The organism is Nonomuraea sp. NPDC023979, from assembly GCF_040639085.1.
Lineage (GTDB): Bacteria > Actinomycetota > Actinomycetes > Streptosporangiales > Streptosporangiaceae > Nonomuraea > Nonomuraea ceibae.
Map to the genome: position 1 here is coordinate 80,944 of NZ_JBEZZG010000035.1, position 24,455 is coordinate 105,398.

The following is a 24,455-nucleotide window of genomic DNA, read 5'->3' on the forward strand; positions in this document are numbered from 1 at the left end:
GCTCGGCACAGCGGTTCGCCCTTGGTGTCGAACCCGCAGGTCAGGGCCGTCGGAGCTGCGCGGCTTCGGCGCCGGCCGGCAGCCGGTACGGCTCGCCGCAGAAGTAGCGGTTGAGCGCGTCGATGGCGCCCAGCAGCATGCGCACCGCCCCTGGATCGTTGCGCTGCACGTTGACCGACAGCGTCATCCGGCGTTCGCCCGTGGCGTCGGCGAAACTGAGCGTCTCGTAGCTGGGGATGGAGCCGGTCGCGCCCCACATCTCGCCACAGCTGAGACCGATCGACTCCAGCCCGAGCCCGTACCGGGGGAAGACCGGAGCCTGGGGCGTGGCGACGCCGGTGCGCATCTGGGTCAGCATCCCCTGGCTGAGCAGCCGGCCGCCGAACAGCGCCTGGTAGAAGCGGTTCAGGTCGCGGGCGTCGGCCGGCCGCTGAGGGGCGGGGGGCCGCCGGGCGCGGGTCAGCTCACCGCGTGCTTCACAAGTGCGGCGATCTGGGCCTCGACCTGGGCCGTCACCTCGGTCAGGGCGAATCCGACCGGCCACATCGTGTCGTCGTCCAGGTTCGCCCGGTCGCTGAACCCGAGCGTGGCGTAGCGCGTCTTGAACTTGGCCGCGCTCTGGAAATGGCAGACGATCTTGCCGTCCAGCGCGTACGCGGGCATCCCGTACCAGAGCTTCGGCGCGAGCTCGGGGGCGCCGGCGGTGATGACGGCATGGACGCGTTCGGCCATGACGCGATCCGGCTCCTGCATTTCGGCGATCTTCGCGAGTACGTCGTCCCGGTCCTGCGCGGCCTTGTCGGCGCGGGAGGCACGGCGTGCGGCCTTCTTCTGGTCCTGGGCGTGCTCTTTCATCGCGGCCCGTTCCTCGGCCGTGAATCCCTGGTACGTGGTTCCGTCGTTGCTCATGGCGAGTTTCTTTCTTGAGAACGCTGATCCGGGTCCCGTGGTGGCCCGGCGAGGCCGTCGCCGGAAGGGGGACGTCCATCGCTTGCTTCGAGGATCAAGTACGGTCAGGCCCCGGAACAACGAGGAATGCCGGAAGATCACCTTCAGCGGGAGTGAACAGTGCAGGTCGGGGCGTGGAACCGCGTGGCATCGTGATCTTCATGAGTCCTGCACATACGTGTGTGAAGATGCTCGCATGGGACGAACGATCACCAACGGCCCGGGCTTACGCTGGGCAGCGATACTCCTGGCCGGCGTGCTTCTCCTCGTGGGGCTCTTCTGGCTCAAGCCCGGCCAGGACGATCGGTTCGCTGACGCGGCTCCGCAGATGGAGGCCGTCGCCCGCGCGCTGGGCAAGGACGAGGTGCTGGGGCGCCGGACCATCGGCGGCCTGACCTTCGACGCGATCTACTGGGACGGCGACGTGGTCGTCTTCTCCCTCAGCGGCGCCCACCGCGCGTACATGTGGAGTCCTGACAGGAGGCCGGGCGACACCTTGCGCGTGTGGGGCCCGTGGTACACGCACCTGAGCGATCCCCACTGACGTTCGTCCCCATGCGGCCTGTCTGATCCCGGCCGTCCCGCGTCACTCCTCGTCCTGCCCGTCCCACTCCGGTCGCAGGATCGAGTGGACGACGGAGTCGCGCCAGCCGCCGGCGAGCTTCAGGTGCCCGCGGATGGTGCCTTCCTCGACCATCCCCTCCTGGGCCATGACCCGGGCCGACCGCTCGTTGACGGGGGAGCGGGCGCCCCAGATCCGGTGCAGGCCCAGGTGCTCGAAGCCCAGCCGCAGCAGGAGCTGGATGCCGTGGCCGCCGAGCCCGCGCCCCCACTGGTCCGCGCGGAACGCGAACCCGATCTGGCCGCTGGACTGGAGCGGGTGGCCGATGTCGACGGCCAGCCGCAGATGGGCGACCAGCTCCCCGCCCGGAAGGACGCCGGCGAGGGAGTACTCGTTGCGCTCCGGCCGGCGGGCGGCCTTCATCGCGCGGTCGACGATGCCGGTGACCTGGTCGCGGTCGCGCGGCTCGAACGACATGTGCTCGGCCACCAGCGGGTCGCCGTAGATGGCGAGCAGCGGGTCGACGTCGCCGGGCTCGAACTCGCGCATCCCCAGCCGGGGGGAGGAGAGCTTCACCGGGAACATGAGCCCTCACCCGGCCCGGCGAAGCCGCGCCCGGCCTGACCGTCGCCGGCAGTGGCCGGCCGTCCGCTGTCCGTCGCCCACGATCTCGCCACCTTCCCTGTCACGGGCAGATCTCCCGACCGTACGCCTTCCGCGTGTTCGTGCGAGCGATACTACGGCGGTGAACGACATCGTTGTACGAGCCGCCGAACCGGACGAGGCGGACGCGCTCACCGCGCTCACCCGGCGTTCCAAGGCGTACTGGGGTTACCCGCAGGAGATGCTCGACGGCTGGGCGGAGCTGCTGTCGATAAGCTCCGCCACCATTCGTGCCGATCGGGTCGTCGTCGCGGAGCGGGACGGTGTGCCGGCAGGCTACTACCACCTCGCCGGCGAGCCTCCGCACGGCGAGCTCGCGGATCTCTTCATCGAGCCGGAGGCCATCGGCACCGGGCTGGGGCGCAGACTCTGGGAGCACGCCGTCGAGTCCGCGCGCGGCGCCGGCTTCCAGACCCTCACCCTTGAGTCCGACCCGCACGCCGAAACGTTCTACCTGCGGATGGGGGCCGAGCGCGTCGGGGAGCGAGAGGTCGCTCCCGGCCGGCGGCTGCCTGTCTTGAGGGTCACCGTGGGGTCCGGGGCGGGAGTCCCCGGCGGCGCACCCTGAGGGAGATCCCGGCGGGGGTGGACCTGGATCCACCCCCGTCAGGTTGCCAGGTGCAGTGATCGCAGCGCGGCCGGACGGAATCGTCGGTCCCATGCTGAAGACACAGACACCGACGACCTCTCGCGTCCTGGCGCCCGTGGGGGTGTTCCTCGCCGTCGCCTTCGTGGCGTCCGGCCTGCTGGGCGCGGCGCAGGCTTTCACGCCGATCCCCGCCGAGGTGATCCAGCTGACCCAGTTCGGGCCGGCCCTCGCGGTCGGGGCCGTCGCCCTGTGGTGGCCGAGCCTCACCCGGCGGGCCCTGTCCGGCGCGGTGAGCCAGGAGGCCGGCGGGGTGGGCCGTCACGGGCTGCTGCTGCTCGCCACGGCTCCGGTGATCGTCGCGCTCTGCGTCGGCGGGTACGGCCTGCTCACCGGCGACGCCGGGTTCACCGGGCCGGGGACGCTGGGCAGTCCGTTCGCGCTGATCGTGGTCGCGCAGCTGGTGGGCGCGTGCGGCGAGGAGATCGGCTGGCGCTGCCTGCTGCAACCGCTGCTGCGCCGCCGGTTCGGCCCGCTGACGGCGTCGATCGCGGTGGGGGTGCTGTGGGGGGTGTGGCATGTGCCGGTGTTCGGCAGGCCGCCGGCGCACGCGGCGGCGTTCCTGCTGGCGACGGTGTCGATGTCGGTCGTGATGGGGCTGGCGCTGGAGCGGGTGCGCTCGCACCGGCTGCTGCTGACCGGCGGCTTCCACACGCTGATCAACCTCGGCCTGCTGCTGTTCATGGACGAGGAGAGCGGGGCGGTCGTGCCGATGGTGATGTTCGGCACGTCGTGCGCGCTGGCGGCGCTGCTGTGGGTGTGGAACGCGCCCGTTAGAATCCACGACCGATGAGAGCGAAGGGGGCGCTGGCCGCTGTGGGGCGCTGCCAGCTGGCGGGACTGCTCGCGGTGGCGGTGTCCGCCGTCGGGTCGCTCGTCGTCCTGGCCCTCCTGCTCCTCCCCGTGGGCGCCGGTTTCCGGCTGCTCGTCCCTGCCGCGACGGCGCTGCGGCGCCTGTCGGACCGCTCGCGCGCCCGCGCCGCCCGGTGGACGGGGGTGCGGATCAGCGCGCCCGAGCCGTTCGCCGGTGACCCCTCGTGGAGCCGGCGCAGGAGAGCGGGCGCGATCCTCGCCGACGAGGGCTTCTGGCGGGATCTGGCCTGGGCCTGGCTGGAGCCGTGGGCCGGGGGAGTCCTCGTCGCGATCCCGCTCATGTTCCTCTGGTACGGCGCGTTCGGCACGCTGGTGCAGCCCTTCGTGTGGCGGCACCTCGGCGACGGCAACTGGTACGCGTTCGTCCCGGTCCACAGCACGCCGACCATGCTGGCGGCCCTCGCGCTGGGCGTGGGCTTCCTGGTCGCCGGGGTCGTGATGGCGCCGCGGATCCTGAGCCTGCACGGCCGCTGGACCCGGCTCCTGCTGTCCGTGCCGCGCCGTACGGAGCTGACCAGGCGGATCGCCCACCTGACCGACACCCGGGCGCAGGCGCTCGACGTGCAGGCGGCCGAGCTGAGGCGCATCGAACGCGATCTGCACGACGGCGCCCAGGCCAGGCTCGTCGCGCTCGGCATGACCCTGGACAGCGCCACCCGGGTCCTGGACAGCGACCCGGCGGCCGCCCGCAGGCTGCTGGCCGAGGTGGGCGAGACCACCGCGCGGGCGCTGGAGGACCTGCGCACGCTCGTGCACGGCATCAACCCGCCGGTCCTCGCCGACCGGGGCCTCGGCGACGCCGTCAGGTCGCTCGCGCTCGACAGCTTCCTCGACGTCCACGTCGACGTACGGCTGTCGGGCCGCCTGCCCGCGCCGGTCGAGTCGGCCGCCTACTTCGCGGTCGGCGAGACCCTCGCCAACGCGGCCAAGCACGCCGGCGCGCGGGAGGTCGGCATCGTCCTCGACCACGACGGGCGGACGCTGCGCGTCAGCGTCACCGACGACGGGCGCGGCGGCGCCGACCCGGCGAAGGGGACCGGGCTGCGCGGCCTCCAGCGGCGGCTGGAGACGTTCGACGGCGTTCTCACCCTGCACAGCCCGCCAGGCGGGCCGACCACTGCGATCTTGGAGATTCCGTGCGTGTTGTCCTCGCCGAAGACCTCTTCCTGCTGAGGGACGGGCTGACCAGGACCCTGCGCGAACACGGCTGCGAGGTGGTGGCCTCGGTCGACAACGGGCCGTCGCTGCTGCGCGCGCTGCTCCAGGACGAGCCGGACGTCGCCGTCGTGGACGTCCGGCTGCCGCCCACCTATACCGACGAGGGGCTGCGGGCCGCGATCGAGGCCCGCCGCCGCCGTCCTGGACTGCCGATCCTGGTGCTCTCCCAGTACGTCGACCAGCTGTACGCCAACGAGCTGCTGGCGGCCGGGGACGGCGCCGTCGGCTACCTGCTCAAGGACCGGGTCACCAACACCGAGCAGTTCGTCGACGCCGTCCGCCGGGTCGCGGCGGGCGGCACGGTGATGGACCCGCAGGTCATCGCCAAGCTGCTGTCCCGCAGCCAGGCCCGCGGGATGATCGGCAGCTTGACGCCGCGTGAGCTGGACGTGCTCGAGATGATGGCCGAGGGCAGGTCCAACGTCGCCATCGCGGCGGCCCTGCACTTCAGCGAGAGCGCGGTCGCCAAACACACCGCGAGCATCTTCGGCAAGCTGCGGATCGCCCCCTCGACGGACGACAACCGCCGCGTCCTGGCTGTCCTGGCCTACCTCAAGCGCTGATGGCGCCGCGCTGCGTGTGCGGGCAGCGCGGCGCTGACGGTGACGCCGCCGCCGGGCACCGCGTTCGTCGACAGCCCGCCGCCCAGCCCCGCGAACCCGGCCCGCCTGACGCGCAGGCGTCCGGCGAGCCCTTCCCGCGGCAGGCCGGAGCCGTCGCCGCTGATCGTCAGGCGCAGTCCCCGGGCGCCGAGGGTGAGCGCGAGGCCCACGCACCGCACCGATCCGTCCTCGGCGAACGCGTCCAGCGTGTCGAGGATCGTGGCACGGACGAGCCCCTCGACGACGCGGGGCGGCGGCTCGCCAGGCAGCGCCCACACCTCCACGGTGATCCCGGTCGATCGGGACCAGCGTTCCACCTGGTCGTGCAGGTCCCAGGCGCTCTCCACCCGTACGTCCAGTGCCATGGTCTTCCTCATTCCTCAGGTGCGGCGCAGCAGGCCGTACAGCTGGTCGATCTTGCCCGCGTCGGCGATGAGGGGCAGCGTGTCGAACGTCAGGCTCCAGTCGGTGACCTTGCCCTTGTGGTGGCCGAAGCGTTCGATGATCCCGTAGGAGATCTCCCGCTCCTGGCTGCGTACGGTGCCGTACCACTCCTGGTACGTGGCGTCGCGGGTGTGGATCGCCTGCCCGGGCCGCAGCGCGGTGACGTTGCCGCGTTCCGGGTCGTTCTCGAACCTGCTGAGCAGCCTGTCGACGTAGGCGAGCTTGGCGGCCTTCGTGTACAGCTTGCGCCCGTCCAGGCCGGGGCCGCTCAGCGGCGCCCTGCCCGAGGCCGCGACCAGTGCTTGGGCGTTCCTGCTGTTCCAGGCGGCGGCCCGGCCGAGCAGACCCTGACGCGAGCTGTCCACCTGTGCCTCGGCCTCGGGGGCGGCGGCGGCACGATCGGCGATCCCGCCGAACAGGTTGTCCAGCTTCAGCTCACCGGGGGCGATGGGGGCGAACCAGGAGTACCGGTCGTAGTAGCGCCGTCCCTGCGCGACCTCGCCGGCCTGGTTGAGCACCACGCGGTAGATGGCGGGGTACTCGATCGTCCTGCCGTGGACGACGATCGTGTTGTGGGCTCCGTACATCACGGTGTCGCCGCCGGCCGCGATGCGCCGCGGCGTGAACCCGAAGTCCGGCACCAGCGCGAGCGTGCCCTTGATGGCCTGCTCGATGGCGGGCCTGCCGTGGATGAGGTCGGCGGCGGCCTCCCAGAGGGTCGCGTCGGCGGCGAACATCTCACCGTAGATCCTGATCCGTTCGGCGCCGTCGCCCGTGGGCATGGCGCCGAACCGGGTCTGCCGGTCGATGAAGATCTTCGCCTGAGGGCTGACCCGGCCCTCGATCACGGGACCGTCCGTCCGCTGCGCCTGCGCGGGCGAGGCGAGCGCGACGATCGGCAGGACGGCCAGCAGGGCGGCGGCCAGATGGCGCCTTCTGTTCCTCATGGTCTCAGGCCCCGCTGGGGATCTTGTCGAGGAAGCCGTGCACGCGGTCGATGCGGCCGTCGGCGGTCAGCACGGCCACGTCGAAGCCCACCACCAGGGCCTCGGCGCCGTCCTGCGCGAGCTCCCAGGTGAAACGGGCGATGTCGTGGTGGGCGTCCACCGGCCCCGCCAGGGTGAAGGTGAAGCCGGGGAACTGCTCCTGGACCGCCGCGATGGTGGCGTCGATCGCGTCGGTGCCCGCGGCGACCGCCATCGGGTCGGTGTAGACGCCGTCCGGGGTCCACAGCTCGTCGATGGCCGCGCGGCGGGCGGCGGCGTCGGTCTCGTTCCAGGTGGCGAGGTAGCGGGCGATGGTCTCGTCGATGTTCTTCATGACGAGAACGCTAGGGAAACCGCACATAATGGGCATCTGTCGCGATTAGGTACTTGTCTCAGTAAAGGGAGACCATGCTGTACGGGCGAGAAACCGAGGCATCCGTCATCGACGAGCTTCTCGCCACCGTGCGGTCAGGACGCAGCGGCGCCCTGGTGATCAAGGGCGAGCCGGGAATCGGCAAGACCGCCCTGCTCGACCACGCCGCAGGACGCGCCGACGGCATCCAGGTCATCCGGCGCAGCGGCGTGCCGTCCGAGAGCGAGCTGGCGTACGCGGGACTGCACCTGCTGCTCCGTCCGGCGCTGGACCGCACCGGCAAGCTGCCGCCGCCGCAGCGACGCGCGCTGGAGACGGCGCTCGGCCTGACGGAGGGGCAGGGCGCCGACGCCCTCCTCGTCGGCCTCGCCGTGCTGTCGCTGCTGGCCGAGGTGGCCGAGGACGGGCCCGTGCTGTGCCTCATCGACGACGCGCAGTGGCTGGACCCCGGCTCCCGTGCCGCGCTGGCCTTCGCCGCCAGGCGGCTGGACGCCGAGGGCCTGGCCCTGGTCATGGCCACCCGCGACGAGGAGGACGCGCACGGGCTGCCCGAGCTCACGCTGACCGGGCTGCCCTCCACGGCCGCCGCGGCCCTGCTGAAGGGGAGCGACCTGACGCCGGGCCAGCGCTACCGGGTGCTGGCCGAGGCGCAGGGCAACCCGCTGGCCCTCATCGAGCTGCCCGCCGCTCTGCGCCAGGACCCCCACGGGCCCGGCGGGCTCCCGCTGAGCAGCCGGCTCCAGGCGGCCTTCCACAGCCAGGTGGACCACCTGCCGGCGGCGACCCGGACCCTGCTGCTGGTGGCCGCCGCGGGAGAGGGGCTGGACGAGGTGCTCGCCGCGGCCACGTTGCTCGGCGTGACCGCCGCCGACCTGCGTCCCGCCGAGACCGAGGGGCTCGTGACCACCAACGGGCAGCACGTGCGCTTCCGCCACCCGCTGATCCGCGAGGCCGTCTACCAGCGGGCCCCGATCAGCTCCCGGCTGGCCGTGCACGCCGCGCTCGCCGAGACGCTGACCGGCGACCACCACGCCGACCGGCGGGCCTGGCACCTGGCCGCCGCCACCGTCGGCCCCGACGAGCAGGTGGCGGCCGAGCTCGAACGCACCGCCCGGCGCGCCGCGCTCAGGCACGGGTACGCCGCCGCGGCCACCGCCTACCAGCGCGCCGCCGCCCTGACCGGCCACGGCGACGAGACCCGCGCCCGGCGGCTCACCCTGGCCGCCGAGTCCGCCATCGAGGCGGGCGACCTCGACCGGGCCCAGGAGCTGGCCGGCGAGGCCGGAGCGCTGACCGCCGACCGGGCGCTGCGCTCACGCGTCATCCACACGCAGGCCACCGCCCACTTCGGGCGAGGCCGGTACGCCGAGGCGCACCGCCTGATGACCGAGGCCGCGGAGCTGGACCCGGCGCTGCTGGTCCGGGCCTACCAGACCGCCTGGTACGCCGGCGAGGCCCAGCTGTCGGAGGTGTCCGTCCGCCTGGCGGAGGTTCTGTCGCAGGGCCTCCTCGACGAGCCCGTCGCCGCCCTGGCCCGCCTGGAGTCGGCCGCCTTCGCCCGGCTGTCGGGTGCCGACCCGGCCGGGCCGAGCGCGCTGGAGCAGGTCGTGGCCGAGGCCGAGCACGCCCTGGCCGGTTACCCGCCGGGGCTGGCGGCGATGGTCTGCGGCACGCCGCTCATCGCCGGGCAGGACGCCGCCGCCCTGCGCATGTCCACCCGCCTGGTCGCCCGCTGCCACGCCGAGGGCAGCATCGGCGTGCTGCCGATGGTGCTCTACTTCCAGGCGCAGGCCGAGCTCTTCCACGGGGGACGCCTCCACGCGGCGGGCGCCGCCGCGACCACCGCCCTGCGCCTGGCCGAGAACACCGGCCAGCACCAGTGGGCCGCCCTGAACACGGGCCTGCTCGCCTACCTGGCCGCGATCGAGGGCGACGAGGACGGCCACCGCGGGCTCACCGCCGACGTGGCGCGCAGCCCGGCCGTCCCCATGCAGGGCGCCATGTGGGCCGACTGGGCCCGGGCGCTGCTGGACCTGGGCCAGGGCCGGGCGGAGGCGGCACTCGGCCGGCTCGAAGCCCTCGCCGACGGGCCGGGCTGGTATCACGTGTCGGCCATCCGGTGCGTGCCCGACCTGGTGGAGGCCGCCGTGCGCAGCGGTGAGCCGGACCGCGCCCGGCCTGCCCTGGCCCGCTACCTCCGTCTCGACCAGCGCCACCTCGTCGAGCGCTGCCTGGCCCTGCTCGCCGGGGACGACGCCGAGGCGCACTACCTGGCGGCGCTGGAGGCGGGCGGACCGGCCTTCGAGCAGGCGCGCACCAGGCTGTTGTACGGGGAGTGGCTGCGCAGGGCGCGCCGCCGCGGCGTCGCGGCCGGTCAGCTGCGCGAGGCCCTGGAGTCCTTCGAACGCCTGGGCGCCGTCCCGTGGGCAGGCCGGGCCAGGGGCGAGCTCCAGGCCGCGGGCGGGCTCGCCGACGCGCCCGCCCCGGACCGGGCCGCCGGCCTGACGCCGCAGGAGCGGCAGATCGTCCAGCTCGCCGCGCGCGGGCTGTCCAACAAGGACATCGCCGCCCAGCTCTTCCTGAGCCCTCGCACGGTCGGCTACCACCTGTACAAGGCCTATCCCAAGCTGGGCGTCGCCTCCCGGGGCGAGCTCGCCGCCGTGGTCACCCGCGCGTGACGTGCAGGCGCGACGCCGCAGGCATCCTCCGAACGGAGGATGCCGGGCATCGCCCGTTCGCCGCCGGATCGCGCCCCGCCGCACGATTCGCCGGCCCCGCCCCCGGCCCCACACTCGGGTGCGAGATCCGGTGACGAAGGGGAGGCGACGTGGTCGCGGTCGAACGGTTGAGCCCGGTGGGGCAGGGGGCGCGGCAACTCGCCCCCGACCTGGCCAGGGGAATCATGCTGGCGCTGATCGCGGTGGCCAACTCGGCCATCTACCTGTACGGGCGCCCGTACGGCATCAGGCAGCACATCGTCGAGCACGGCTGGCTCGACCGGCTGGCCTCGGCGGTGAGCATGACGGTCGTGGACGCGCGGGCGTACCCGATGTTCGCAGCCCTGTTCGGCTACGGCATGGTGCAGATCTGGAACCGGCGCCGCGACGACGCCGAAGGGCGGCGCGTGCTCAGGCGGCGCAGCTGGTGGCTGCTGGCGTTCGGCGCGGTCCACGCGACGCTGCTGTTCTCCGGGGACGTGCTCGGCGTGTACGGGCTGGTCGGCCTGGTCCTGGTCCGGTTGCTACGGGTGCGTGACCGGACGCTGCTCGTCCTGGCCGCCTGCTGGCTGGTTCCGGTGGCGCTGGCGTCGGCTCTGGTCTTCAGCACGCCGGACGGCGCGGCGGAGCGGTCGTACTTCTGGTCGTTCGCCGTCGAGGACCCGCTGACGGCGCTGGCGCTGCGGCCGGTCGAGTGGGTGACGGGCCCCCTCGGCATGCTGGGGGTGGGCACCGCGGCCCTGGTCGGCGTGTGGGCGGGGCGCCGCGCGCTGCTGTCCTCGCCGGACCGGCTGCGGCGGGCGGCGCTGTGGGGGCCGCTGGCCGGCGCGGCCGGTGGGCTGCCGGTGGGGCTGATCGCCGCGGGGGTCCTGACCGTGCACGACCCGGTGGTGATCATGGCGCTGAACGCGGTGCACGTGGTGACGGGGATCGCGGGCGGGCTGGGGTACGCGGCGCTGATCGGCGTACTGGCCGACCGCATCGGGCGGCGGCGAGGGCCCGTCGTGACCGCGCTCGCGGCCTGCGGTCAGCGCTCGCTGACCTGCTATCTACTACAGTCAGTGGGGTTCGTGGCGCTTCTGTCCCCCTATGCGGGTGGGCTCGGCGGATGGCTGGGATCGGCCGCCACGGTGGCGCTGGCGCTGCTCGTCTGGGCGGGCACCGTGGTGGCGGCCGAGGTGATGCGCCGGGCCGGGGCGCGCGGGCCCGCCGAGGTGCTGCTGCGCCGCCTGGCCTACCCCCGCAGGTGAGAGCGAGGTCTGGGTGGTGCGGGTACGCGACTGGGACCGGCGCTGGCACGCCGTGCCGCTGGCCGTGCTGGCCGTGGCGACGCTGATCGCCGTGGCCGACTCCGCGGCCCCGCCGTCCGGCCGCGCCGTCACCGTGGCGCTGGCCGTGGCCGCCGGGCTGTGGCACGGCTGGATGGTGATGGCCCATCCGCAATGGCCGGAGCGGGCGCTGGCGCCGATGGCGGTGTACTTCGCGGGACTGCTGGCGCTCTCGTGGGTGCTGTCGACCCGTCACCCGGCGTACGCGCTGCTGGTCGTCGCCTGCTTCCCGATGGCGTTCGTGGCCCTGCCCGGCCGTTACGCCTATCTCGGCGTGGCCGCGGGCGGGCTGCTGGTGCTGGGCGACCCGTTCGCGCTGTCCTGGCCGGTGGACGTCTGGCCCAGGGTGCCGGGGGTGCTGGCGTCGGTGGCGCTGGCGGCGTTCATCGGCTGGATCATCCGCGCGATGGAGGCCGAGGTGGGACGGCGGCGCGCGGCGAACCGGGCGCTGGAGGAGGCCAACGCGCGCCTGGCGCGGCTCGCCGAGGAGAACGCCGCCCTGCAGGGCGAGCTGCTGGCCGCCGCCCGCCAGACCGGCGTCGCCGGCGAGCGCGGCCGGCTGGCCCGCGAGATCCACGACACCGTCGCCCAGGGGCTGGCGGGCATCGTCACCCAGCTCGAAGCCGCTGACGAGGTCGCCTCCGACCCCGACGCGGTACGCCGCCGCCTGGCCATAGCCCGGGCCCTGGCCAGGGAGAGCGCGAAGGAGGTCCGCCGCTCCCTCGACGACCTGAGGCCCGGCCCGCTGGCGGCCTCCCGGCTGCCGGAGGCGCTGTCGGCGCTGGTGTCCGGCTGGGGCGAGACGCACGAGACGCCCGCGACGCTCACCGTCACCGGAACCGCCCGGCTGCTGCACCCCGAGGTCGAGGTGACGCTGTTCCGGGCGGTGCAGGAGGCCCTGGCGAACGTGGCCCGCCACGCCAGGGCGGGCAAGACCGTGGTCACCCTGTCGTACATGGAGGATGTGGTCGTGGCTGACATCAGGGACGACGGGGTCGGATTCACCCCCTCGCAGACCGGCGGCTTCGGGCTGACCGCGATGCGCCAGCGGGTGAGCCGGCTGGCGGGCGAGGTCGAGGTGGAGTCGGCGCCCGGCCGGGGCACCGCGGTGAGCGTGAGCGTGCCGGCCATCCCGGCGGCCGGCGAACGGGAGGCGCCGTGACGGTGCGGCTGGTGATCGTCGACGACCATCCCGTGGTACGCGACGGCCTGCGCGGCATGTTCGTCGAGCAGGCCGACCTGGAGATCGTCGGCGAGGCCGGTGACGGCGAGGAAGGGCTGGCGGTGGCCGTAAGGGAACAGCCCGACGTCGTGCTGACCGACCTGCGGATGCCGGGGCTGGGTGGGGCGGAGTTCATCGGGCTGCTGACCGCGCGGGTGCCGTCGGCCCGGGTGCTGGTGCTGACCACGTACGACGGGGACGACGACGTACTGCCGGCCGTGGCGGCCGGCGCGATCGGCTTCCTGCTGAAGGACTCGCCCCGCGAGGAGGTCTTCCGCGCCGTCCGCGCGGCCGCCGTGGGGGAGACGGTCCTGACGCCCGCCGTGGCGGCCCGCGTCCTGCGGCGCGTACGCGAGCCCGCGCCCCGGGCGGCCGAGCTGAGCGAGCGCGAGCACACCGTGCTGCGGCTGGTGGCGCGCGGCGCGACGAACAAGGAGGCGGCCGCCACGCTGTTCATCAGCGAGACCACGGTCAAGACCCACCTGGCGCACATCTACACCAAACTGGGCGTCTCCGACCGGGCCGCCGCCGTCGCCACCGCCTACACGCGCGGCCTGCTGCCCTAGGCGCGAACGCGCGGGCCCTGGAGCCGCTGTCGCGCGTTGCTCAGCGTCGCCATCGGCTCCAGCATGCGACGGTCGTACGCCTCCAGCGGCAGGCCCCGCGACAGGCGATGGGGAAGATCGGGGTTGGCCAGCGCGCCCCGGCCGACGGACAGCAGGTCGGCATGGCCGTCGGACAGGACCTGGGCCGCCTGCGCGAGATCGTGCATGCCGCCGTTGGCGATGACCGGAAGGCCGCTCACCTGGCGAGCCAGGCTCGTGATCGTGACGCCGCCGTCCAGCCGGGCCGTCTCGATCCAGTCGCGCCCCTCGCTGGCGATGTGCAGGTACGTGGCGCCGGCCTCCGCCAGCGCGGCGAAGATGATCCGCGCGTCGGCCGCGCCGCCGTCCCAGCGGTGGCCGAAGTCGTTGACCTTGCCCTGCGACAGCCGTACGCCGACGCAGAAGCCGGCGCCGAGCTCGGCCCGGACCGCGGCCACCGCCTCGGCCGTCAGCCGGACCCGGTTCGCGACCGGGCCGCCGTAGGAGTCGGCGCGCCGGTTGGTGTAATCGGTGAGGAACTGGTCCAGCAGGTAGCCGTTGGCTCCGTGAAGTTCGACCCCGTCGAAGCCGGCATCCCGGGCCCGGACGGCCGAGGCCACGAAGCCGCCGATCGCCGCCTCGATGTCGGCCCCGGTCATCTCCCGGGGCGTGGGCCAGCGTCCGGACCCGCCGTACTCGGGCAGCATCTCCCCGCGCGGCCGCACGGCGGACGGCCCGGCCGTGCCGGCGCGGTACGGGTTGCCCTGCGACAGCGCGCCGGCGTGCATGAGCTGGAGCACGACACGGCTCCCGGCGGCCCGCACCCTGGTGGTGATGTCCTGCCAGGCCGACACGTGCCGGGCGGAGACGATGCCCGGCTGGTTGAGGTAGCCCTGGCTGTGGACGGTGTCGGTATAGGTGCCTTCCGTGATCACCAGCCCGAAGCCGCCCGTCGCGTACCGCTCGTAGTATTCGGCCATCTCCAGGGTCGGCGTGCCGTCGGGGTCGGCGGACACCCGGGTCATCGGCGCGACGGCGAGCCGGTTGGGCAGGTCGAGACCGCCGACCCGGACGGGCAGCAGCGCGTGGTGGTTCGTCATGGAGGTACTCCCTTGATGGGTCGGAGGTCTGTTGCGGATCGGCGGCGTCAGCGCGCGGTCGCCACGGCGGTCGCGTCGACCTCGATCTGCCAGTCGGCCTGGGCGAGGCGGGAGATCTGGATCAGGGTGTCGGCGGGGTAGGGCTCGGTGAAGAACTCTTTGCGCAGTTTGATGATGGTGTCGAGGTTGGGTTCGAGGTCGGTGACGAGGATGGTGACCTTGACGGCGTCGGCGAGGCTGGATCCGGCTTCTTTGAGGACGCGGTCGAGGTTGGTGAAGGCCTGGCGGGCCTGGGTTTCGAAGTCGTGGCTGACGGTGACGCCGTTGTCGTCGAAGCCGGCCTGGCCGGAGGCGAAGACGAGGTCGCCGACTTTGATGGCTTGTGAGATGGCGTAGGGCTCGTACCAGTCGGGGGTGGTGCTGATGCGTTCGCGCTTCATGACATCTCCTTGCATGTACGTACATGTTTTGTCCGTGCAAGAAGATGTTGCATGTACATGTATGCACTTGTCAAGCCGCGATCAAGCGGGAGGTGTGCCGAAGGCGTGGGTGCCCGGCGCCGCAGGGTCGTCGCCTGCCCAGAACTCGCCCCAGTGGAGGACGAACTCCGCCCGGTGAGATCCGGCCGTCGCTGTCCTCGTCGATGGCGTCGAACATGGCCTCGGCGGTGGCGTCCACGGCGCCCGGCATCTCGCCCAGCACGTCCACGACGGTGAGCACGTCGTCGAGCGTGACCGACTCGGGGTTGCGGGAGCGCGCGGCGAGCGTCCGCCCGCCGCGCATGGCCGCGGTGAGGCGCTCCGCGTCGCCCGCCCTGCGGATGGCCGCCCAGCGGCGTGCCAGGTCGTCGAAGTCGCTCTCGCGCAGTGCGCCGTCGCCGTCGGCGTCCATCGCGCTGAATACGAGCTGGACCTTGCCCCGCTGGAATGTGCTCGCCATGCCCCGATGGTCTCCAGCGTCGCAACCGGCAACTACTGTCGCTAGGTGCCCTCCTTTCGCCGGACCGTGACAGTAGTGTCACTGTGGGTTACGGCCAGGATGTTGCGCAGCACGGCCACATGTGTGGTAGCTTGGGGTCAGTTGCAGTTGTGGTACCCATAAAAACTTGTGTGCACCTGACGGTATGTAGCCTCAGGTGCATTTTTGTTTGCCGGTCATCTCCGGGTGTGTGGTCCTATCGCGGCGACGCGAAATCCGTTCGTTGCGGATTTCGGCTTTGCACCCCATCAAAAGGAGATCAATATGGCTTCCGGCACCGTGAAGTGGTTCAACGCGGAAAAGGGCTTCGGCTTCATCGAGCAGGACGGCGGCGGCGCCGACGTCTTCGCGCACTACTCCAACATCGTCTCCCAGGGCGGTTACCGCGAGCTGCGCGAGGGCCAGAAGGTCGCCTTCGACATCACGCAGGGCCAGAAGGGCCCGCAGGCCGAGAACATCGTTTCCGCCTGACATCGACGCACCACGTAGCTGGGGCCCGCGCTGTACGGCGCGGGCCCCAGCTACGTTGCTCCGGGGCATCCGGTCCTGTCCGGTCATAAGCCGGCTCCAGCCCCGACCGGCATCGCAGCCGCCGTTCTTTCGGCGCATGCCGACCATTTCGACGCACCAGGCCAGGTGGCTTTCCGCCGGCCCGGCTCGTCTTTCTTCGGCTCGTGCTCGCCATTCTTGTGCCGCCCGTCGCGCCTGAGAATCACTTGACACGTGCCGCATCGAGGAAGGTTCTGCGTGAACCACGCAACTCGCAAGCACGACCGCTTCTCCTCCACCCGCACGGGCGGCTCCGCCGGCTCCGGCAGAGGCAGCCGATCCGGCTCGTCGGCTCCGGGCCGTTCCGGCAACCCCCGGCGGTCCGGTGGCCACGGACGGCGTCCCGCCGCGCTTCAGGGCGAGTTCGCCCTGCCGGTCACCGTCACCCCGGCCCTGCCCGCGGCCGCGACGTTCGCCGAGCTGAACATGCCGCCCGCGCTGATGAAGACGCTCACCGGCCTGGGCATGAACGAGCCGTTCCCGATCCAGTCGGCCACCCTGCCGAACTCCCTGGCCGGCCGGGACGTCCTCGGCCGGGGACGCACCGGATCGGGCAAGACGCTCGCCTTCGGCCTGGCCCTGCTCGTCCGCACCGCAGGGCAGCGTGCCGAATCGCGCCGGCCGCTGGCCATGATCCTCGTGCCCACCCGGGAACTGGCCCAGCAGGTCACCGACGCGCTCACCCCGTACGCCCAGTCGCTGAAGCTGCGACTGGCCACCGTCGTCGGCGGCATGTCGATCAGCCGGCAGGCCAAGGCGCTGCGCGACGGCGCCGAGGTCGTCGTCGCGACCCCTGGACGGCTCAGGGACCTCATCGAGCGCGGCGACTGCCGCCTGGATCAGGTCGAGATCACCGTGCTGGACGAGGCTGACCAGATGGCCGACATGGGGTTCATGCCGCAGATCACCCACCTGCTCGACCAGGTGCGCCCCGGGGGCCAGCGGATGCTGTTCTCCGCCACGCTGGACCGCAACGTCGACCTGCTGGTACGCCGCTACCTGACCGACCCGGTGGTCCATTCGGTCGACCCCTCGGCGGGCGCGGTCACCACGATGGAGCACCACGTGCTGCACATCCACGACGCCGACAAGCATGCCACCACCGTGGAGATCGCCGCGCGCGACGGCAAGGTGATCATGTTCCTGGACACCAAGCACGCCGTGGACCGGCTCACCCAGGACCTGCTGCACAGCGGCGTCCGCGCCGCCGCGCTGCACGGGGGCAAGTCCCAGCCCCAGCGCACCCGCACCCTCGCCCAGTTCAAGACCGGGCACGTCACGGTGCTGGTGGCGACCAACGTCGCGGCCCGCGGCATCCACGTCGACAACCTCGACCTCGTCGTCAACGTCGACCCGCCGAGCGACCACAAGGACTACCTGCACCGCGGCGGCCGCACCGCCCGCGCAGGGGAATCCGGCAGCGTCGTCACCCTCGTCCTGCCGAACCAGCGCCGTGACATGTCCCGCCTGATGGCCGCCGCCGGCATCGTCCCGCAGACCAGCCAGGTCCGCTCGGGCGAGACCGAGCTCCGGCGCATCACCGGCGCCCAGGCTCCCTCGGGGATACCCGTGACCATCACGGCCCCGGCGGCCGGCCGCCGAACGGGCCGGAACGGCCGCCGCTTCAGGTAGCGACGGCTGCCCCGCCCACCGGCCTAGGCTGGGAGCGACCACGGCCAGGACCGTGACCATGCGATGGACGGCGAGCTACAGTGCTCCGTGTGGGGAGTGACTCCGCGGCGGGGCTGGGCGTGCTGGACTACACCGCGCTGCGCCACATCACCGCACGCGCCGCCGACCTCCCGGACCCGATGCCGCGCGATCCGGCGGGGGAGCGCACGTGACGGGTGGGGCGGTCGTGTTCGACCTTGACGGCACCCTGGTCGACACCATGACCGTGGTGCCCGACGCGTACGCCGGCACCGTCCGCGCGCTCGGCGGTCCCGACGTCACACCGGAGCAGGTCGTGGCCGCGTGGCGGCTGGGCTCGACCCCGGCGGTGCTGGCCCATTTTCTCGGCCGCCCGCCCACGGCCGAAGACCTGGAGCACTTCCACCGCCGCCTCGACGCCGCCGCGGCGACCGTCCGGCCGTTCCCCGGTGTCGTGGAGCTGCTCGGCGACCTCGCCCGAGCGGGCCGGCCGCTCGGCGTCTTCACCGGCGCCACGCGGCGCGCGGCCACGATGATGCTGGGCGCCGCCGGCCTGACCGGTCTGTTCGCGGTCGTGGTGTGCGGTGACGAGGTCGGCCGGGCCAAACCGGCGCCCGACGGGCTGGAGCTCGCCTGCCGCCTCCTCGGCGTACGCGCCGCCGACGCCGTCTACGTGGGCGACGCCGAGACCGACCTCCAGTGCGCCCGGCGGGCGGGAGCCCGAGCCGTCCACGCGTCCTGGGGCCTGCCCACCGCCCCGTACCCCGGCCCGGTGGCCCGGCACCCGAGAGACGTGCTGGCCCTGCTCTGAGGACCGCGCGCACCGGATCGGCCCGGGTGGCGTCGGCTCGATCAGGGTTCGCGCACCTCGACGCGGAGGATGCGGTCGTCGCCCGGGCGCGGGGCGGTGCCGCCCCAGGTGGCGCGGTCGGTGTTCGACGTGACGAGCCAGAGGGCTCCGTCGGGGGCCACCTCGACGGTGCGGATCCGCCCGTACTCGCCGGCGAAGTGGTCGATCGGCTCGGCCGTCGCGGCGCCGCCCTCGACGGGAAGCTGCCAGAGCCGCCGGCCGCCCAGCGCGCCGATCCACAGCGACCCCTCGGCGTACGCGACGCCGGAAGGGCTCGCCTCGTCGGGGTGGATCGTGGCGATCGGAGCCTGCCCGGTGGACCCGGCGATCCCCTCGGTCTCCGGCCAGCCGTAGTCCGCGCCCGCGCGAAGGACGTTCACCTCGTCCCAGGTGCGATGACCGAGCTCCGACGCGTACGGGGTGCCGTCGGGCCCGAACGCGATGCCCTGGACGTTGCGGTGGCCGCTGGAGTAGATCGGCGACGAGCCGGGATTGTCCTCGGGTACGGAGCCGTCGACCGCGATGCGCAGGATCTTGCCGTTGAGCGAGTCGTCGGCGGCGGCGTTCCCAGGCTCGAAGGCGTCACCCGTGCCGATCCACAGGTGCCCGTCCGGCCCGACGGCGATGCGGCCGCCGTGGTGCCGGTCGGCGGTCCGGATGCCGTCGAGCAGCACCCGGTCGACGGAGAGGGAGCCGTGGTCGCCGGCGATGGTGAGCGCGACGATGCGGTTCTGGTCCTGCCCGGAGACGGAGGCGTAGACGGTGCGGTCGGTCGCGAACCGGGGGGAGACGGCGATGCCGAGCAGCCCGCCTTCCGAGCTCACGTGCACACCGGGGACGACGCCGACCGTACGCGGGTCGCCGCCCTTCGCGGGGATGCGGACGATCTCGCCGGAGATCCGCTCCGAGACGAGCGCCGACCCGTCGGGCAGGAAGGCGAGCCCCCAGGGGGCCTCCAGCCCCGTCGTCAGCTCGACCGGCTCACCGAGGGTCGCGACCGGACCGGCCGGTGCGGTGCCCGGGGGCGCGGACGGGGAGGACACGGACGGGGAGGGCGCGGACGGGGAGGGCCCGGGCGGGGAGGGCGCGGTCACCGGCTCGTCGGGCGGGCCCGAACACCCGCTCAGCGCGACGGCGAGCGAGGCCGCGACGGCCGCCGCGCGTGATCGTGAACGTCGGGTCACCGGCCGTTTCGTGGTCAAGCCGCGCCGCCGTTGACATGGAGAACCTGGCCGTTCACCCAGCGCGCGGGCCCCGCGAGGAAGGCGACGGCCTCCGCGACGTCCTCCGGTGCGCCGAGCCGGCCCATCGGGTTCATGGAGGCGATCCGGTCGATCGTCTCCTGGCTCTTGCCCTCGAAGAACAGCGGCGTCGCGGTGGGGCCGGGCGCGACGGCGTTGACCGTGATGTCCCGGCCGCGCAGCTCGCGCGCGAGGATCAGCGTCAGCGCCTCGACGGCTCCCTTGGACGCGGCGTAGGCGCCGTAGCCCGGGATCTGCAGCCGGGTGACCGACGTGGAGAAGTTGATGATCGCGCCCCCGTCGCGCAGGCGGCGGGCGGCGAGCTGGTCGACGACGAACGTCCCGCGAACATTGGTGCGCTGGACGCGGTCGAAGGTGTCGAGATCCATCTGGGCCACGGGTGCGAGCGGCATGATGCCCGCGGTGTGGACGACGACGTCGAGTCCGCCGAACTCGCGATCCGCGACGTCGAACACCGCGGTCATCGCGTTCTCGTCCGCCACGTCCCCACCGGCGACGGCCGCGCGGCCCCCGGCGCGGGTGACCGCCTTCGCCGTCTCCTCGGCGCGGTCCCTGCTGCCCGCGTAGTGCACCACGACGGCGAAGCCGTCGGCGGCCAGGCGCTCCGCGCTCACCCTGCCGATGCCGCCGGATCCGCCGGTGACGAGCGCGACGCGCTCTGTGCTGTTCACCATGTCATGCGCCTTCGCTAGGATATGAACGAGTTGTTCACATATGACGGTAGCACCGAAATGAACAGATAGTCCATAAGTGGAGTGACGATGTCCGAGAGCGTTGCCGACCGACGCGGCCGAGGCCGCCGCCCCGCCGCGGAGGTGCGCGCCGCGGTGCTCACGGCGGCCGGGCGCATCCTGCTGCGAGACGGCATGCAGGCGGTCACGTTCGACCGCGTGGCGATGGAGGCGGGATCGAGCAAGACGACCCTGTACAAGTGGTGGCCGTCGCCGGGCGCGCTCGCGGCCGAGGCGTACTTCGCCCATAGCCGGCGGACGCTGGACTTCCCCGACACCGGGGACGTGCGCGCCGACCTGATCACCCAGCTCGGCGCGTTCGTCCGGTGGCTGAAGGACGAAGGGGCGGAGAAGCCCGTGTCCGAGCTCGTCGGCGCGGCCCAGATGGACGCGAGCCTCGCCCAGGCGTGGTCGGAGAGTTACGCGCTGCCCCGGCGCGAGCTCGCCCGGGAACGGCTGCGCATCGCGCAGCGGGACGGTCAGCTGCGCGAGGACGCGGACCTGGACGTCATCGTGGACCAGCTGTGGGGCGCCTGCTACCACCGGCTGCTCGTGCTCCGGGTGCCCTTCGACGAGTCGATCGTCGAGCGCCTGGTCGACCATGCGCTCTACGGGGCGGCGCCGCGCTCGGCGGGTGCGGGATGACCACCGCGGCGAGGAAGGCACTTTACAAAAGACATCGGAGAGTTATCGTCTGATTACGTGGAGAATCGTGATTCTGGTCAGCCTCCCACCGGAGGAGAGGGCACGGGCGGTTCGGAGCCCGATGTGCGCTTCACCTTCGCCAACGAACGCACGATGCTGGCGTGGAACCGGACCGCGCTCGCCCTGGTCGTCGCGGGCCTCGCGATCGTGCAGCTACTGCCGCCGTTCGCCGGGTTACCGGGGGGCCGGCGGCTGCTGGCGCTTCCCCTGATCCTTCTCGGCGCCCTCCTGCCGGGCGGCGCGTACCTGGAGTGGCGCCGCAACCAGCGCGCGCTGCGCCACGGCCGCCCGCTGCCGAGCTCGCCCCTGCCCCGGATCCTGGTCCTCGTCCTCATGTGCGTGGCGGTGGCCGCCGGCGTCCTCGCGCTGAGGCAGGGCTGACATGGCAGGTTCCGCTCCCCGTGACGGCGGGACCGATGCCTCGGAACCGGAACCGGACCCGGGTCTGGCGCGCGAACGCACCCACCTGGCCTGGATCCGCACCGGCATGTCGTTGATCGCGTTGTGCGTCACCCTGCTCAAGGCGGCTCCCCTGCTGGGCGTGGTGGCCCTGGCCGCCGGCGTTCTGGCGTGGACCCTCGGCCGCGTGGCGTACTCCGCCGGACGGCGGCCGGGTCGCGGGCGCCGCCCGCTGAAGCCGCTGACCGTGCTGGTCACTCTGGTGGGCGTGGCCGGGATGCTGCTGGCGGTCAACCCGGGCGGGCAGCAGCCGCCGGTCAGGCCCACGCACTCGACGTATCGCGGTGCCGGCGTCATCCAGCCCGGCCACGATCGTCAGCCGCGATCCGCCCCGGCGCCGTCAGGCCGACGAGCTCTCCACGGCGTCCCGCTCCTCGGCCGCCCGCCTCCGGAGCGGCACGCCGTACCGGCGATGGATCACCAGCCATACGGCCAGCGTGGCGGCGACGGCCGCCAGGACGACCGCGGTCACGGCGGCCGGGCCGAGGCCGGACATCTTCGCGGCGGAGGCCAGCAGCAGGAAGGTCAGAAGCAGGCGCAGCGGCCCGGCGGGGGCGCGTGAGGAGATGCGCGCCCCGAGGTAGATGCCGGGAAGGGAGCCGGCCAGCAGCGCCGTGGTGATCTCCAGCCTGAAGTCACCGAACAGCAGGTGTCCGATCGCGGCGGAGATCACCAGCGGCACGGCCTGCAGCAGGTCGGTGCCGACCAGCTGGTTGGCCTTGAGCATCGGGTAGAGCGCCACGAGCGCGACGATGATCAGCGAGCCGGAGCCCACCGACGTGATGCCGACGACGAGCCCGCCGAGCGCGCCGACGGCGGCGGTGGGGACAGGCCGCACCCGGAGCGGAGCGGTGCTCCGGGCACGGTGCCCGGCGGGCGCTGCGCCGCTGCTGCGGCCGACCTTGTCGAGCGCGGCCCTGTAGCTGCGGTGCGCCAGCGTGGCGGCGGCGATCAGCAGCGCCGCCGCCATGGCGATCTCGATCACGTCGTGAACGCGCTCGCCGTCCCCCAGAGCCCTCGCGACCAGCACGCCGCCGAACGCGGCGGGCACCGAGCCCGCGCACAGCCAGGCCACCAGCCGCAGGTCGATGGTCCCCCGGCGGTAGTGCACCGCGCTGCCGACCGGCTTCATCACCGCGGCGGCCACCAGGTCACTGGAGACCGCCGCCATGGGTGACACGCCGAAGAACGTCACGAGCATCGGCGTCATCAGCGCGCCCCCTCCCATACCGGTGAGCCCGATCATCAAGGCCACCGCAAAAGCGCCGAATGCCATGGCGAAATCGAATTGCACAGCAGTGTCCTTCGCTCGCGGGAGGGGACGAATGTCGGGAGGCGGCCGCCGTATTCGGTCTGCCCCTGGCGTTGATTTGGCTAACTGAAATGAGAAAACGCTAATCAGTGCCGACCGGCGAATGCCGCCATTGCTGCTTTTGCCCCGAGCGGCTTCCGGTATCAGGTGAGCGAATGGCCCCGGGGCCACATCGTGTCGAGCCGGGCCGCCGTGATCCGGTACGCCTCCTCCACGGCCGAGGTGAGCACGACGTCGCCGCCCGGCCCGGCGGCGGCCAGATACTCGCGCAGCACGATCGACTCGGCCGTGTCGGCCAGGTCGAGCAGGCCGCTGATCCGCGCGGCCACCGCCACGAGGTCGCCCCTCGCCGGCACGCCGCCGTCGCCGCCCTCGGGCTCGCGCAGCGCGATGGCGCCGAGCGCGGCGGCGGCCGCCGACAGGGTGGCCACGTCGACCGGGTCGACGTCGACCAGGCGCAGCGGCACGTGCTCGATCCGGCCGCACGAGGCGTAGACCCGGCCGGCCAGTCGTGCCTCGACCGCCCGGCGTCCCTGGGTGAGCGCGACCGCCCGCCACAACCGCCGTAGCGCGGCCAGCGCCGCGCCGTCCGCGAGAGGTTCCGGCAGCGCCGCCCCGGCTCGCTCAGCGGCCCGCAGGGACAGCAACAGCCGCTCCAGCCGCCCGACGGCCCCGGCCAGTTCGTCGCCCAGATCGGGCACCAGAACCGCGCGGGGACCTGGATCCAGCCCCATGACCGTGACGCTACACAGAACGCCCGGCCCCGTCACCGCCCGGCCGCGCGGGGCCCGTCAGCCCGGGAGCGCGTCCAGCTCGTCGGCCCTGCGCAGATCCTTGGGGCGGCCCAGCGCGCGACGCATCCGGATCAGGTCCTCCCGGCAGACGTAGCGGACCACCAGCCCGTCCGGGCCGGCCGCGGCGACCGCGCGGTCGAGGCAGTCCCCGACCTGGAGGCCGCCCCAGGCCAGCGCCGGGGTGCAGCAGTCGCCGTCGGCTCCGGCCGAGGTGAACTGCGTTTTGGGCCGGAGCAGGGAGTCCGGGCGAGTCGGCAGGGGCCTGCCGCTCTCGTCCATGAGCCGGGCGCCGACGGCGGCGAGCGCGGCCGTCAGGGCGGGGGCATGGGCCGGGTCGCCGTCCCAGAGCAGGTCCAGGTCGCGGGTCGGTTCGGTGGAGCCGTGCATGATGCCGGCGACCTGCCCGATGACGACGGCCCGGGCGCCGTGGCGGTGGAGGGCTTCGAGCAGGGGGAACGGGTCGAACGCGGGGGCGTCGTCCGCGCCTGCCAGGTCACGGGCGCGCCGGGTGGCGGCGCGGAGCCTTTCCAGCGGTGTGTCGATCATCCATGCCATCCAACACCCACCCGCCCCCGTGGAACAGCACCTCCGGCCCAGGCTGCCGCGGACGCTGCTGATCCAGGGCGGCCGCGACATCCTCCAGACCGCCGGGTACACCAGGGACTTCGCCGCCCGCCTCGCCCAGGCCGGGGTGCGGCACGAACTCGTGGAGATCCCGTACGCGGACCACCAGTTCGACCTGGTCTGGGGCGGTTTCGGCAGCCAGATCGCCCGGCACGTCGTACGGGACTTCCTGAACGCGGGCTAGATCGCTGATGTGAAATTTGGTGATCGGCTGCGGGCGTGACGAAGGGCGTCCATGGTCGGTGTGTGAAGACAGACTTGGACGCCCTTCTGAC

The 24,455-nt window shown here is 73.0% G+C and carries 30 protein-coding genes and 1 pseudogene; 17 read left to right on the forward strand and 14 right to left on the reverse strand.

Annotation, left to right across the window (positions count from 1 at the left end; all coding sequences use genetic code 11):
* Positions 1–40: 40 nt before the first annotated feature.
* Positions 41–346: a hypothetical protein gene (locus AB0G11_RS40020; RefSeq protein WP_357591899.1), complete on the reverse strand. Its 306-nt coding sequence runs from the start codon at positions 344–346 to the stop codon at positions 41–43.
* Positions 347–459: 113 nt separating this feature from the next.
* Positions 460–909 (reverse strand): DUF1801 domain-containing protein, encoded by a 450-nt coding sequence (locus tag AB0G11_RS40025; RefSeq protein WP_357591901.1) that lies wholly within the window; start codon positions 907–909, stop codon positions 460–462.
* A 235-nt stretch (positions 910–1,144) separates the two neighbouring features.
* Between AB0G11_RS40025 and AB0G11_RS40030 the strand changes: the two genes are divergently transcribed.
* Entirely contained in the window at positions 1,145–1,492 is a 348-nt protein-coding gene (locus AB0G11_RS40030) for a hypothetical protein (protein ID WP_219502901.1), read from the forward strand.
* A gap of 42 nt (positions 1,493–1,534) precedes the next feature.
* Here the strand turns inward: AB0G11_RS40030 and AB0G11_RS40035 are convergent, their stop codons facing one another.
* On the reverse strand, positions 1,535–2,095 hold the full coding sequence (locus AB0G11_RS40035) for a GNAT family protein (RefSeq protein WP_357591903.1): 561 nt from the start codon (positions 2,093–2,095) through the stop codon (positions 1,535–1,537).
* Between the two features lie 160 nt (positions 2,096–2,255).
* Between AB0G11_RS40035 and AB0G11_RS40040 the strand changes: the two genes are divergently transcribed.
* From AB0G11_RS40040 to AB0G11_RS40055, 4 genes are all read left to right on the forward strand, one after another.
* A complete protein-coding gene (locus AB0G11_RS40040; RefSeq protein WP_357591905.1) occupies positions 2,256–2,741 on the forward strand; it encodes a GNAT family N-acetyltransferase in 486 nt (161 codons plus the stop codon).
* Positions 2,742–2,832: 91 nt separating this feature from the next.
* Positions 2,833–3,612 (forward strand): type II CAAX endopeptidase family protein, encoded by a 780-nt coding sequence (locus tag AB0G11_RS40045; RefSeq protein ID WP_357591907.1) that lies wholly within the window; start codon positions 2,833–2,835, stop codon positions 3,610–3,612.
* A complete protein-coding gene (locus AB0G11_RS40050; RefSeq protein ID WP_357591909.1) occupies positions 3,609–4,865 on the forward strand; it encodes a sensor domain-containing protein in 1,257 nt (418 codons plus the stop codon). The genes AB0G11_RS40045 and AB0G11_RS40050 overlap by 4 nt, the downstream gene beginning before the upstream one ends.
* Positions 4,829–5,473: a response regulator transcription factor gene (locus AB0G11_RS40055; protein ID WP_357591911.1), complete on the forward strand. Its 645-nt coding sequence runs from the start codon at positions 4,829–4,831 to the stop codon at positions 5,471–5,473. The genes AB0G11_RS40050 and AB0G11_RS40055 overlap by 37 nt, the downstream gene beginning before the upstream one ends.
* Here the strand turns inward: AB0G11_RS40055 and AB0G11_RS40060 are convergent.
* The 3 genes from AB0G11_RS40060 to AB0G11_RS40070 are packed head-to-tail and all read right to left on the reverse strand — an operon-like array spanning position 5,458 to position 7,276.
* The gene (locus tag AB0G11_RS40060) at positions 5,458–5,877 is read right to left on the reverse strand and encodes a hypothetical protein (protein WP_219502882.1); all 420 of its coding nucleotides are present in this window, start codon (positions 5,875–5,877) and stop codon (positions 5,458–5,460) included. The genes AB0G11_RS40055 and AB0G11_RS40060 overlap by 16 nt on opposite strands.
* A gap of 15 nt (positions 5,878–5,892) precedes the next feature.
* Positions 5,893–6,903 carry a nuclear transport factor 2 family protein gene (locus AB0G11_RS40065; RefSeq protein ID WP_357591913.1) on the reverse strand — a complete coding sequence of 337 codons (1,011 nt, stop codon included), beginning with the start codon at positions 6,901–6,903 and terminating at the stop codon, positions 5,893–5,895.
* Between the two features lie 4 nt (positions 6,904–6,907).
* Entirely contained in the window at positions 6,908–7,276 is a 369-nt protein-coding gene (locus AB0G11_RS40070) for a nuclear transport factor 2 family protein (RefSeq protein ID WP_219502876.1), read from the reverse strand.
* A gap of 74 nt (positions 7,277–7,350) precedes the next feature.
* Here AB0G11_RS40070 and AB0G11_RS40075 point away from each other — a divergent pair, with 74 nt between their 5' ends.
* From AB0G11_RS40075 to AB0G11_RS40090, 4 genes are all read left to right on the forward strand, one after another.
* On the forward strand, positions 7,351–9,993 hold the full coding sequence (locus tag AB0G11_RS40075) for an AAA family ATPase (protein ID WP_357591915.1): 2,643 nt from the start codon (positions 7,351–7,353) through the stop codon (positions 9,991–9,993).
* Positions 9,994–10,142: 149 nt separating this feature from the next.
* A complete protein-coding gene (locus AB0G11_RS40080; RefSeq protein ID WP_219502870.1) occupies positions 10,143–11,282 on the forward strand; it encodes a DUF418 domain-containing protein in 1,140 nt (379 codons plus the stop codon).
* A gap of 13 nt (positions 11,283–11,295) precedes the next feature.
* Positions 11,296–12,522 carry a sensor histidine kinase gene (locus tag AB0G11_RS40085; protein WP_357591917.1) on the forward strand — a complete coding sequence of 409 codons (1,227 nt, stop codon included), beginning with the start codon at positions 11,296–11,298 and terminating at the stop codon, positions 12,520–12,522.
* Positions 12,519–13,148, forward strand: coding sequence for a response regulator transcription factor (locus tag AB0G11_RS40090; protein WP_357591919.1), 630 nt, complete (start codon positions 12,519–12,521; stop codon positions 13,146–13,148). Before AB0G11_RS40085 ends, AB0G11_RS40090 begins: the two co-directional genes overlap by 4 nt.
* On the opposite strand, the gene AB0G11_RS40095 is transcribed toward AB0G11_RS40090, so the two are convergent.
* The 3 genes from AB0G11_RS40095 to AB0G11_RS40105 all read right to left on the reverse strand — a co-directional run bounded on the left by AB0G11_RS40095 (position 13,145) and on the right by AB0G11_RS40105 (position 15,205).
* Positions 13,145–14,266 carry an NADH:flavin oxidoreductase gene (locus AB0G11_RS40095; RefSeq protein WP_357591921.1) on the reverse strand — a complete coding sequence of 374 codons (1,122 nt, stop codon included), beginning with the start codon at positions 14,264–14,266 and terminating at the stop codon, positions 13,145–13,147. The two genes, AB0G11_RS40090 and AB0G11_RS40095, sit on opposite strands and share 4 nt — an antisense overlap.
* 47 nt (positions 14,267–14,313) lie before the next feature.
* The gene (locus AB0G11_RS40100) at positions 14,314–14,706 is read right to left on the reverse strand and encodes a RidA family protein (RefSeq protein ID WP_308125687.1); all 393 of its coding nucleotides are present in this window, start codon (positions 14,704–14,706) and stop codon (positions 14,314–14,316) included.
* 70 nt (positions 14,707–14,776) lie between these two features.
* Entirely contained in the window at positions 14,777–15,205 is a 429-nt protein-coding gene (locus tag AB0G11_RS40105; protein ID WP_357591923.1) for an EF-hand domain-containing protein, read from the reverse strand.
* 303 nt (positions 15,206–15,508) lie between these two features.
* On the opposite strand from AB0G11_RS40105, the gene AB0G11_RS40110 reads away from it, so the two are divergent.
* The 4 genes from AB0G11_RS40110 (at position 15,509) to AB0G11_RS40125 (ending at position 18,254) form a co-directional block, all read left to right on the forward strand.
* Positions 15,509–15,715 (forward strand): cold-shock protein, encoded by a 207-nt coding sequence (locus AB0G11_RS40110; protein ID WP_219502854.1) that lies wholly within the window; start codon positions 15,509–15,511, stop codon positions 15,713–15,715.
* A 276-nt stretch (positions 15,716–15,991) separates the two neighbouring features.
* Positions 15,992–17,425 (forward strand): DEAD/DEAH box helicase, encoded by a 1,434-nt coding sequence (locus AB0G11_RS40115; RefSeq protein WP_357591925.1) that lies wholly within the window; start codon positions 15,992–15,994, stop codon positions 17,423–17,425.
* Between the two features lie 89 nt (positions 17,426–17,514).
* A complete protein-coding gene (locus tag AB0G11_RS40120) occupies positions 17,515–17,637 on the forward strand; it encodes a hypothetical protein (protein ID WP_357591927.1) in 123 nt (40 codons plus the stop codon).
* The gene (locus tag AB0G11_RS40125; RefSeq protein WP_357591929.1) at positions 17,634–18,254 is read left to right on the forward strand and encodes an HAD family hydrolase; all 621 of its coding nucleotides are present in this window, start codon (positions 17,634–17,636) and stop codon (positions 18,252–18,254) included. Before AB0G11_RS40120 ends, AB0G11_RS40125 begins: the two co-directional genes overlap by 4 nt.
* Positions 18,255–18,295: 41 nt before the next feature.
* Here the strand turns inward: AB0G11_RS40125 and AB0G11_RS40130 are convergent, their stop codons facing one another.
* Together AB0G11_RS40130 and AB0G11_RS40135 are read right to left on the reverse strand one after the other, a co-directional pair.
* Complete coding sequence (locus AB0G11_RS40130) at positions 18,296–19,477, reverse strand: PQQ-dependent sugar dehydrogenase (RefSeq protein WP_357591931.1); 1,182 nt, start codon at positions 19,475–19,477, stop codon at positions 18,296–18,298.
* Positions 19,478–19,491: 14 nt separating this feature from the next.
* On the reverse strand, positions 19,492–20,229 hold the full coding sequence (locus AB0G11_RS40135) for an SDR family oxidoreductase (RefSeq protein WP_219502848.1): 738 nt from the start codon (positions 20,227–20,229) through the stop codon (positions 19,492–19,494).
* Between the two features lie 87 nt (positions 20,230–20,316).
* On the opposite strand from AB0G11_RS40135, the gene AB0G11_RS40140 reads away from it, so the two are divergent.
* The 3 genes and pseudogenes from AB0G11_RS40140 to AB0G11_RS40150 all read left to right on the forward strand — a co-directional run.
* Complete coding sequence (locus AB0G11_RS40140) at positions 20,317–20,931, forward strand: TetR/AcrR family transcriptional regulator (RefSeq protein ID WP_219502847.1); 615 nt, start codon at positions 20,317–20,319, stop codon at positions 20,929–20,931.
* Between the two features lie 123 nt (positions 20,932–21,054).
* A complete protein-coding gene (locus AB0G11_RS40145) occupies positions 21,055–21,372 on the forward strand; it encodes a DUF202 domain-containing protein (RefSeq protein ID WP_308125685.1) in 318 nt (105 codons plus the stop codon).
* Position 21,373: 1 nt separating this feature from the next.
* Positions 21,374–21,577, forward strand: a pseudogene (locus AB0G11_RS40150) (DUF202 domain-containing protein); the annotation flags it as partial.
* A 213-nt stretch (positions 21,578–21,790) separates the two neighbouring features.
* Here AB0G11_RS40150 and AB0G11_RS40155 read toward each other — a convergent pair.
* The 3 genes from AB0G11_RS40155 to AB0G11_RS40165 form a co-directional block, all read right to left on the reverse strand.
* Positions 21,791–22,726: a sulfite exporter TauE/SafE family protein gene (locus AB0G11_RS40155; RefSeq protein WP_357591933.1), complete on the reverse strand. Its 936-nt coding sequence runs from the start codon at positions 22,724–22,726 to the stop codon at positions 21,791–21,793.
* Positions 22,727–22,905: 179 nt separating this feature from the next.
* Positions 22,906–23,496 (reverse strand): hypothetical protein, encoded by a 591-nt coding sequence (locus AB0G11_RS40160; protein WP_357591935.1) that lies wholly within the window; start codon positions 23,494–23,496, stop codon positions 22,906–22,908.
* Between the two features lie 57 nt (positions 23,497–23,553).
* Positions 23,554–24,102 carry a hypothetical protein gene (locus tag AB0G11_RS40165; RefSeq protein ID WP_357591937.1) on the reverse strand — a complete coding sequence of 183 codons (549 nt, stop codon included), beginning with the start codon at positions 24,100–24,102 and terminating at the stop codon, positions 23,554–23,556.
* Between the two features lie 28 nt (positions 24,103–24,130).
* On the opposite strand from AB0G11_RS40165, the gene AB0G11_RS40170 reads away from it, so the two are divergent.
* Positions 24,131–24,364, forward strand: a complete 234-nt coding sequence (locus AB0G11_RS40170; RefSeq protein WP_357591939.1) for a hypothetical protein — start codon at positions 24,131–24,133, stop codon at positions 24,362–24,364.
* Positions 24,365–24,455 lie beyond the last annotated feature (91 nt).

What these genes read in the sequence shown, in the direction of transcription:
- AB0G11_RS40020 (WP_357591899.1), bottom strand. Translation starts at nt 346, where the DNA reads ATGCGCACCGGCGTCGCCACGCCCCAGGCTCCGGTCTTCCCCCGGTAC.
- AB0G11_RS40025 (WP_357591901.1), bottom strand. Translation starts at nt 909, where the DNA reads ATGAGCAACGACGGAACCACGTACCAGGGATTCACGGCCGAGGAACGG.
- AB0G11_RS40030 (WP_219502901.1), top strand. Translation starts at nt 1,145, where the DNA reads ATGGGACGAACGATCACCAACGGCCCGGGCTTACGCTGGGCAGCGATA.
- AB0G11_RS40035 (WP_357591903.1), bottom strand. Translation starts at nt 2,095, where the DNA reads ATGTTCCCGGTGAAGCTCTCCTCCCCCCGGCTGGGGATGCGCGAGTTC.
- AB0G11_RS40045 (WP_357591907.1), top strand. Translation starts at nt 2,833, where the DNA reads ATGCTGAAGACACAGACACCGACGACCTCTCGCGTCCTGGCGCCCGTG.
- AB0G11_RS40050 (WP_357591909.1), top strand. Translation starts at nt 3,609, where the DNA reads ATGAGAGCGAAGGGGGCGCTGGCCGCTGTGGGGCGCTGCCAGCTGGCG.
- AB0G11_RS40060 (WP_219502882.1), bottom strand. Translation starts at nt 5,877, where the DNA reads ATGGCACTGGACGTACGGGTGGAGAGCGCCTGGGACCTGCACGACCAG.
- AB0G11_RS40065 (WP_357591913.1), bottom strand. Translation starts at nt 6,903, where the DNA reads ATGAGGAACAGAAGGCGCCATCTGGCCGCCGCCCTGCTGGCCGTCCTG.
- AB0G11_RS40070 (WP_219502876.1), bottom strand. Translation starts at nt 7,276, where the DNA reads ATGAAGAACATCGACGAGACCATCGCCCGCTACCTCGCCACCTGGAAC.
- AB0G11_RS40075 (WP_357591915.1), top strand. Translation starts at nt 7,351, where the DNA reads ATGCTGTACGGGCGAGAAACCGAGGCATCCGTCATCGACGAGCTTCTC.
- AB0G11_RS40095 (WP_357591921.1), bottom strand. Translation starts at nt 14,266, where the DNA reads ATGACGAACCACCACGCGCTGCTGCCCGTCCGGGTCGGCGGTCTCGAC.
- AB0G11_RS40100 (WP_308125687.1), bottom strand. Translation starts at nt 14,706, where the DNA reads ATGAAGCGCGAACGCATCAGCACCACCCCCGACTGGTACGAGCCCTAC.
- AB0G11_RS40105 (WP_357591923.1), bottom strand. Translation starts at nt 15,205, where the DNA reads ATGGCGAGCACATTCCAGCGGGGCAAGGTCCAGCTCGTATTCAGCGCG.
- AB0G11_RS40110 (WP_219502854.1), top strand. Translation starts at nt 15,509, where the DNA reads ATGGCTTCCGGCACCGTGAAGTGGTTCAACGCGGAAAAGGGCTTCGGC.
- AB0G11_RS40135 (WP_219502848.1), bottom strand. Translation starts at nt 20,229, where the DNA reads ATGGTGAACAGCACAGAGCGCGTCGCGCTCGTCACCGGCGGATCCGGC.
- AB0G11_RS40140 (WP_219502847.1), top strand. Translation starts at nt 20,317, where the DNA reads ATGTCCGAGAGCGTTGCCGACCGACGCGGCCGAGGCCGCCGCCCCGCC.
- AB0G11_RS40155 (WP_357591933.1), bottom strand. Translation starts at nt 22,726, where the DNA reads ATGGCATTCGGCGCTTTTGCGGTGGCCTTGATGATCGGGCTCACCGGT.
- AB0G11_RS40160 (WP_357591935.1), bottom strand. Translation starts at nt 23,496, where the DNA reads ATGGGGCTGGATCCAGGTCCCCGCGCGGTTCTGGTGCCCGATCTGGGC.
- AB0G11_RS40165 (WP_357591937.1), bottom strand. Translation starts at nt 24,102, where the DNA reads ATGATCGACACACCGCTGGAAAGGCTCCGCGCCGCCACCCGGCGCGCC.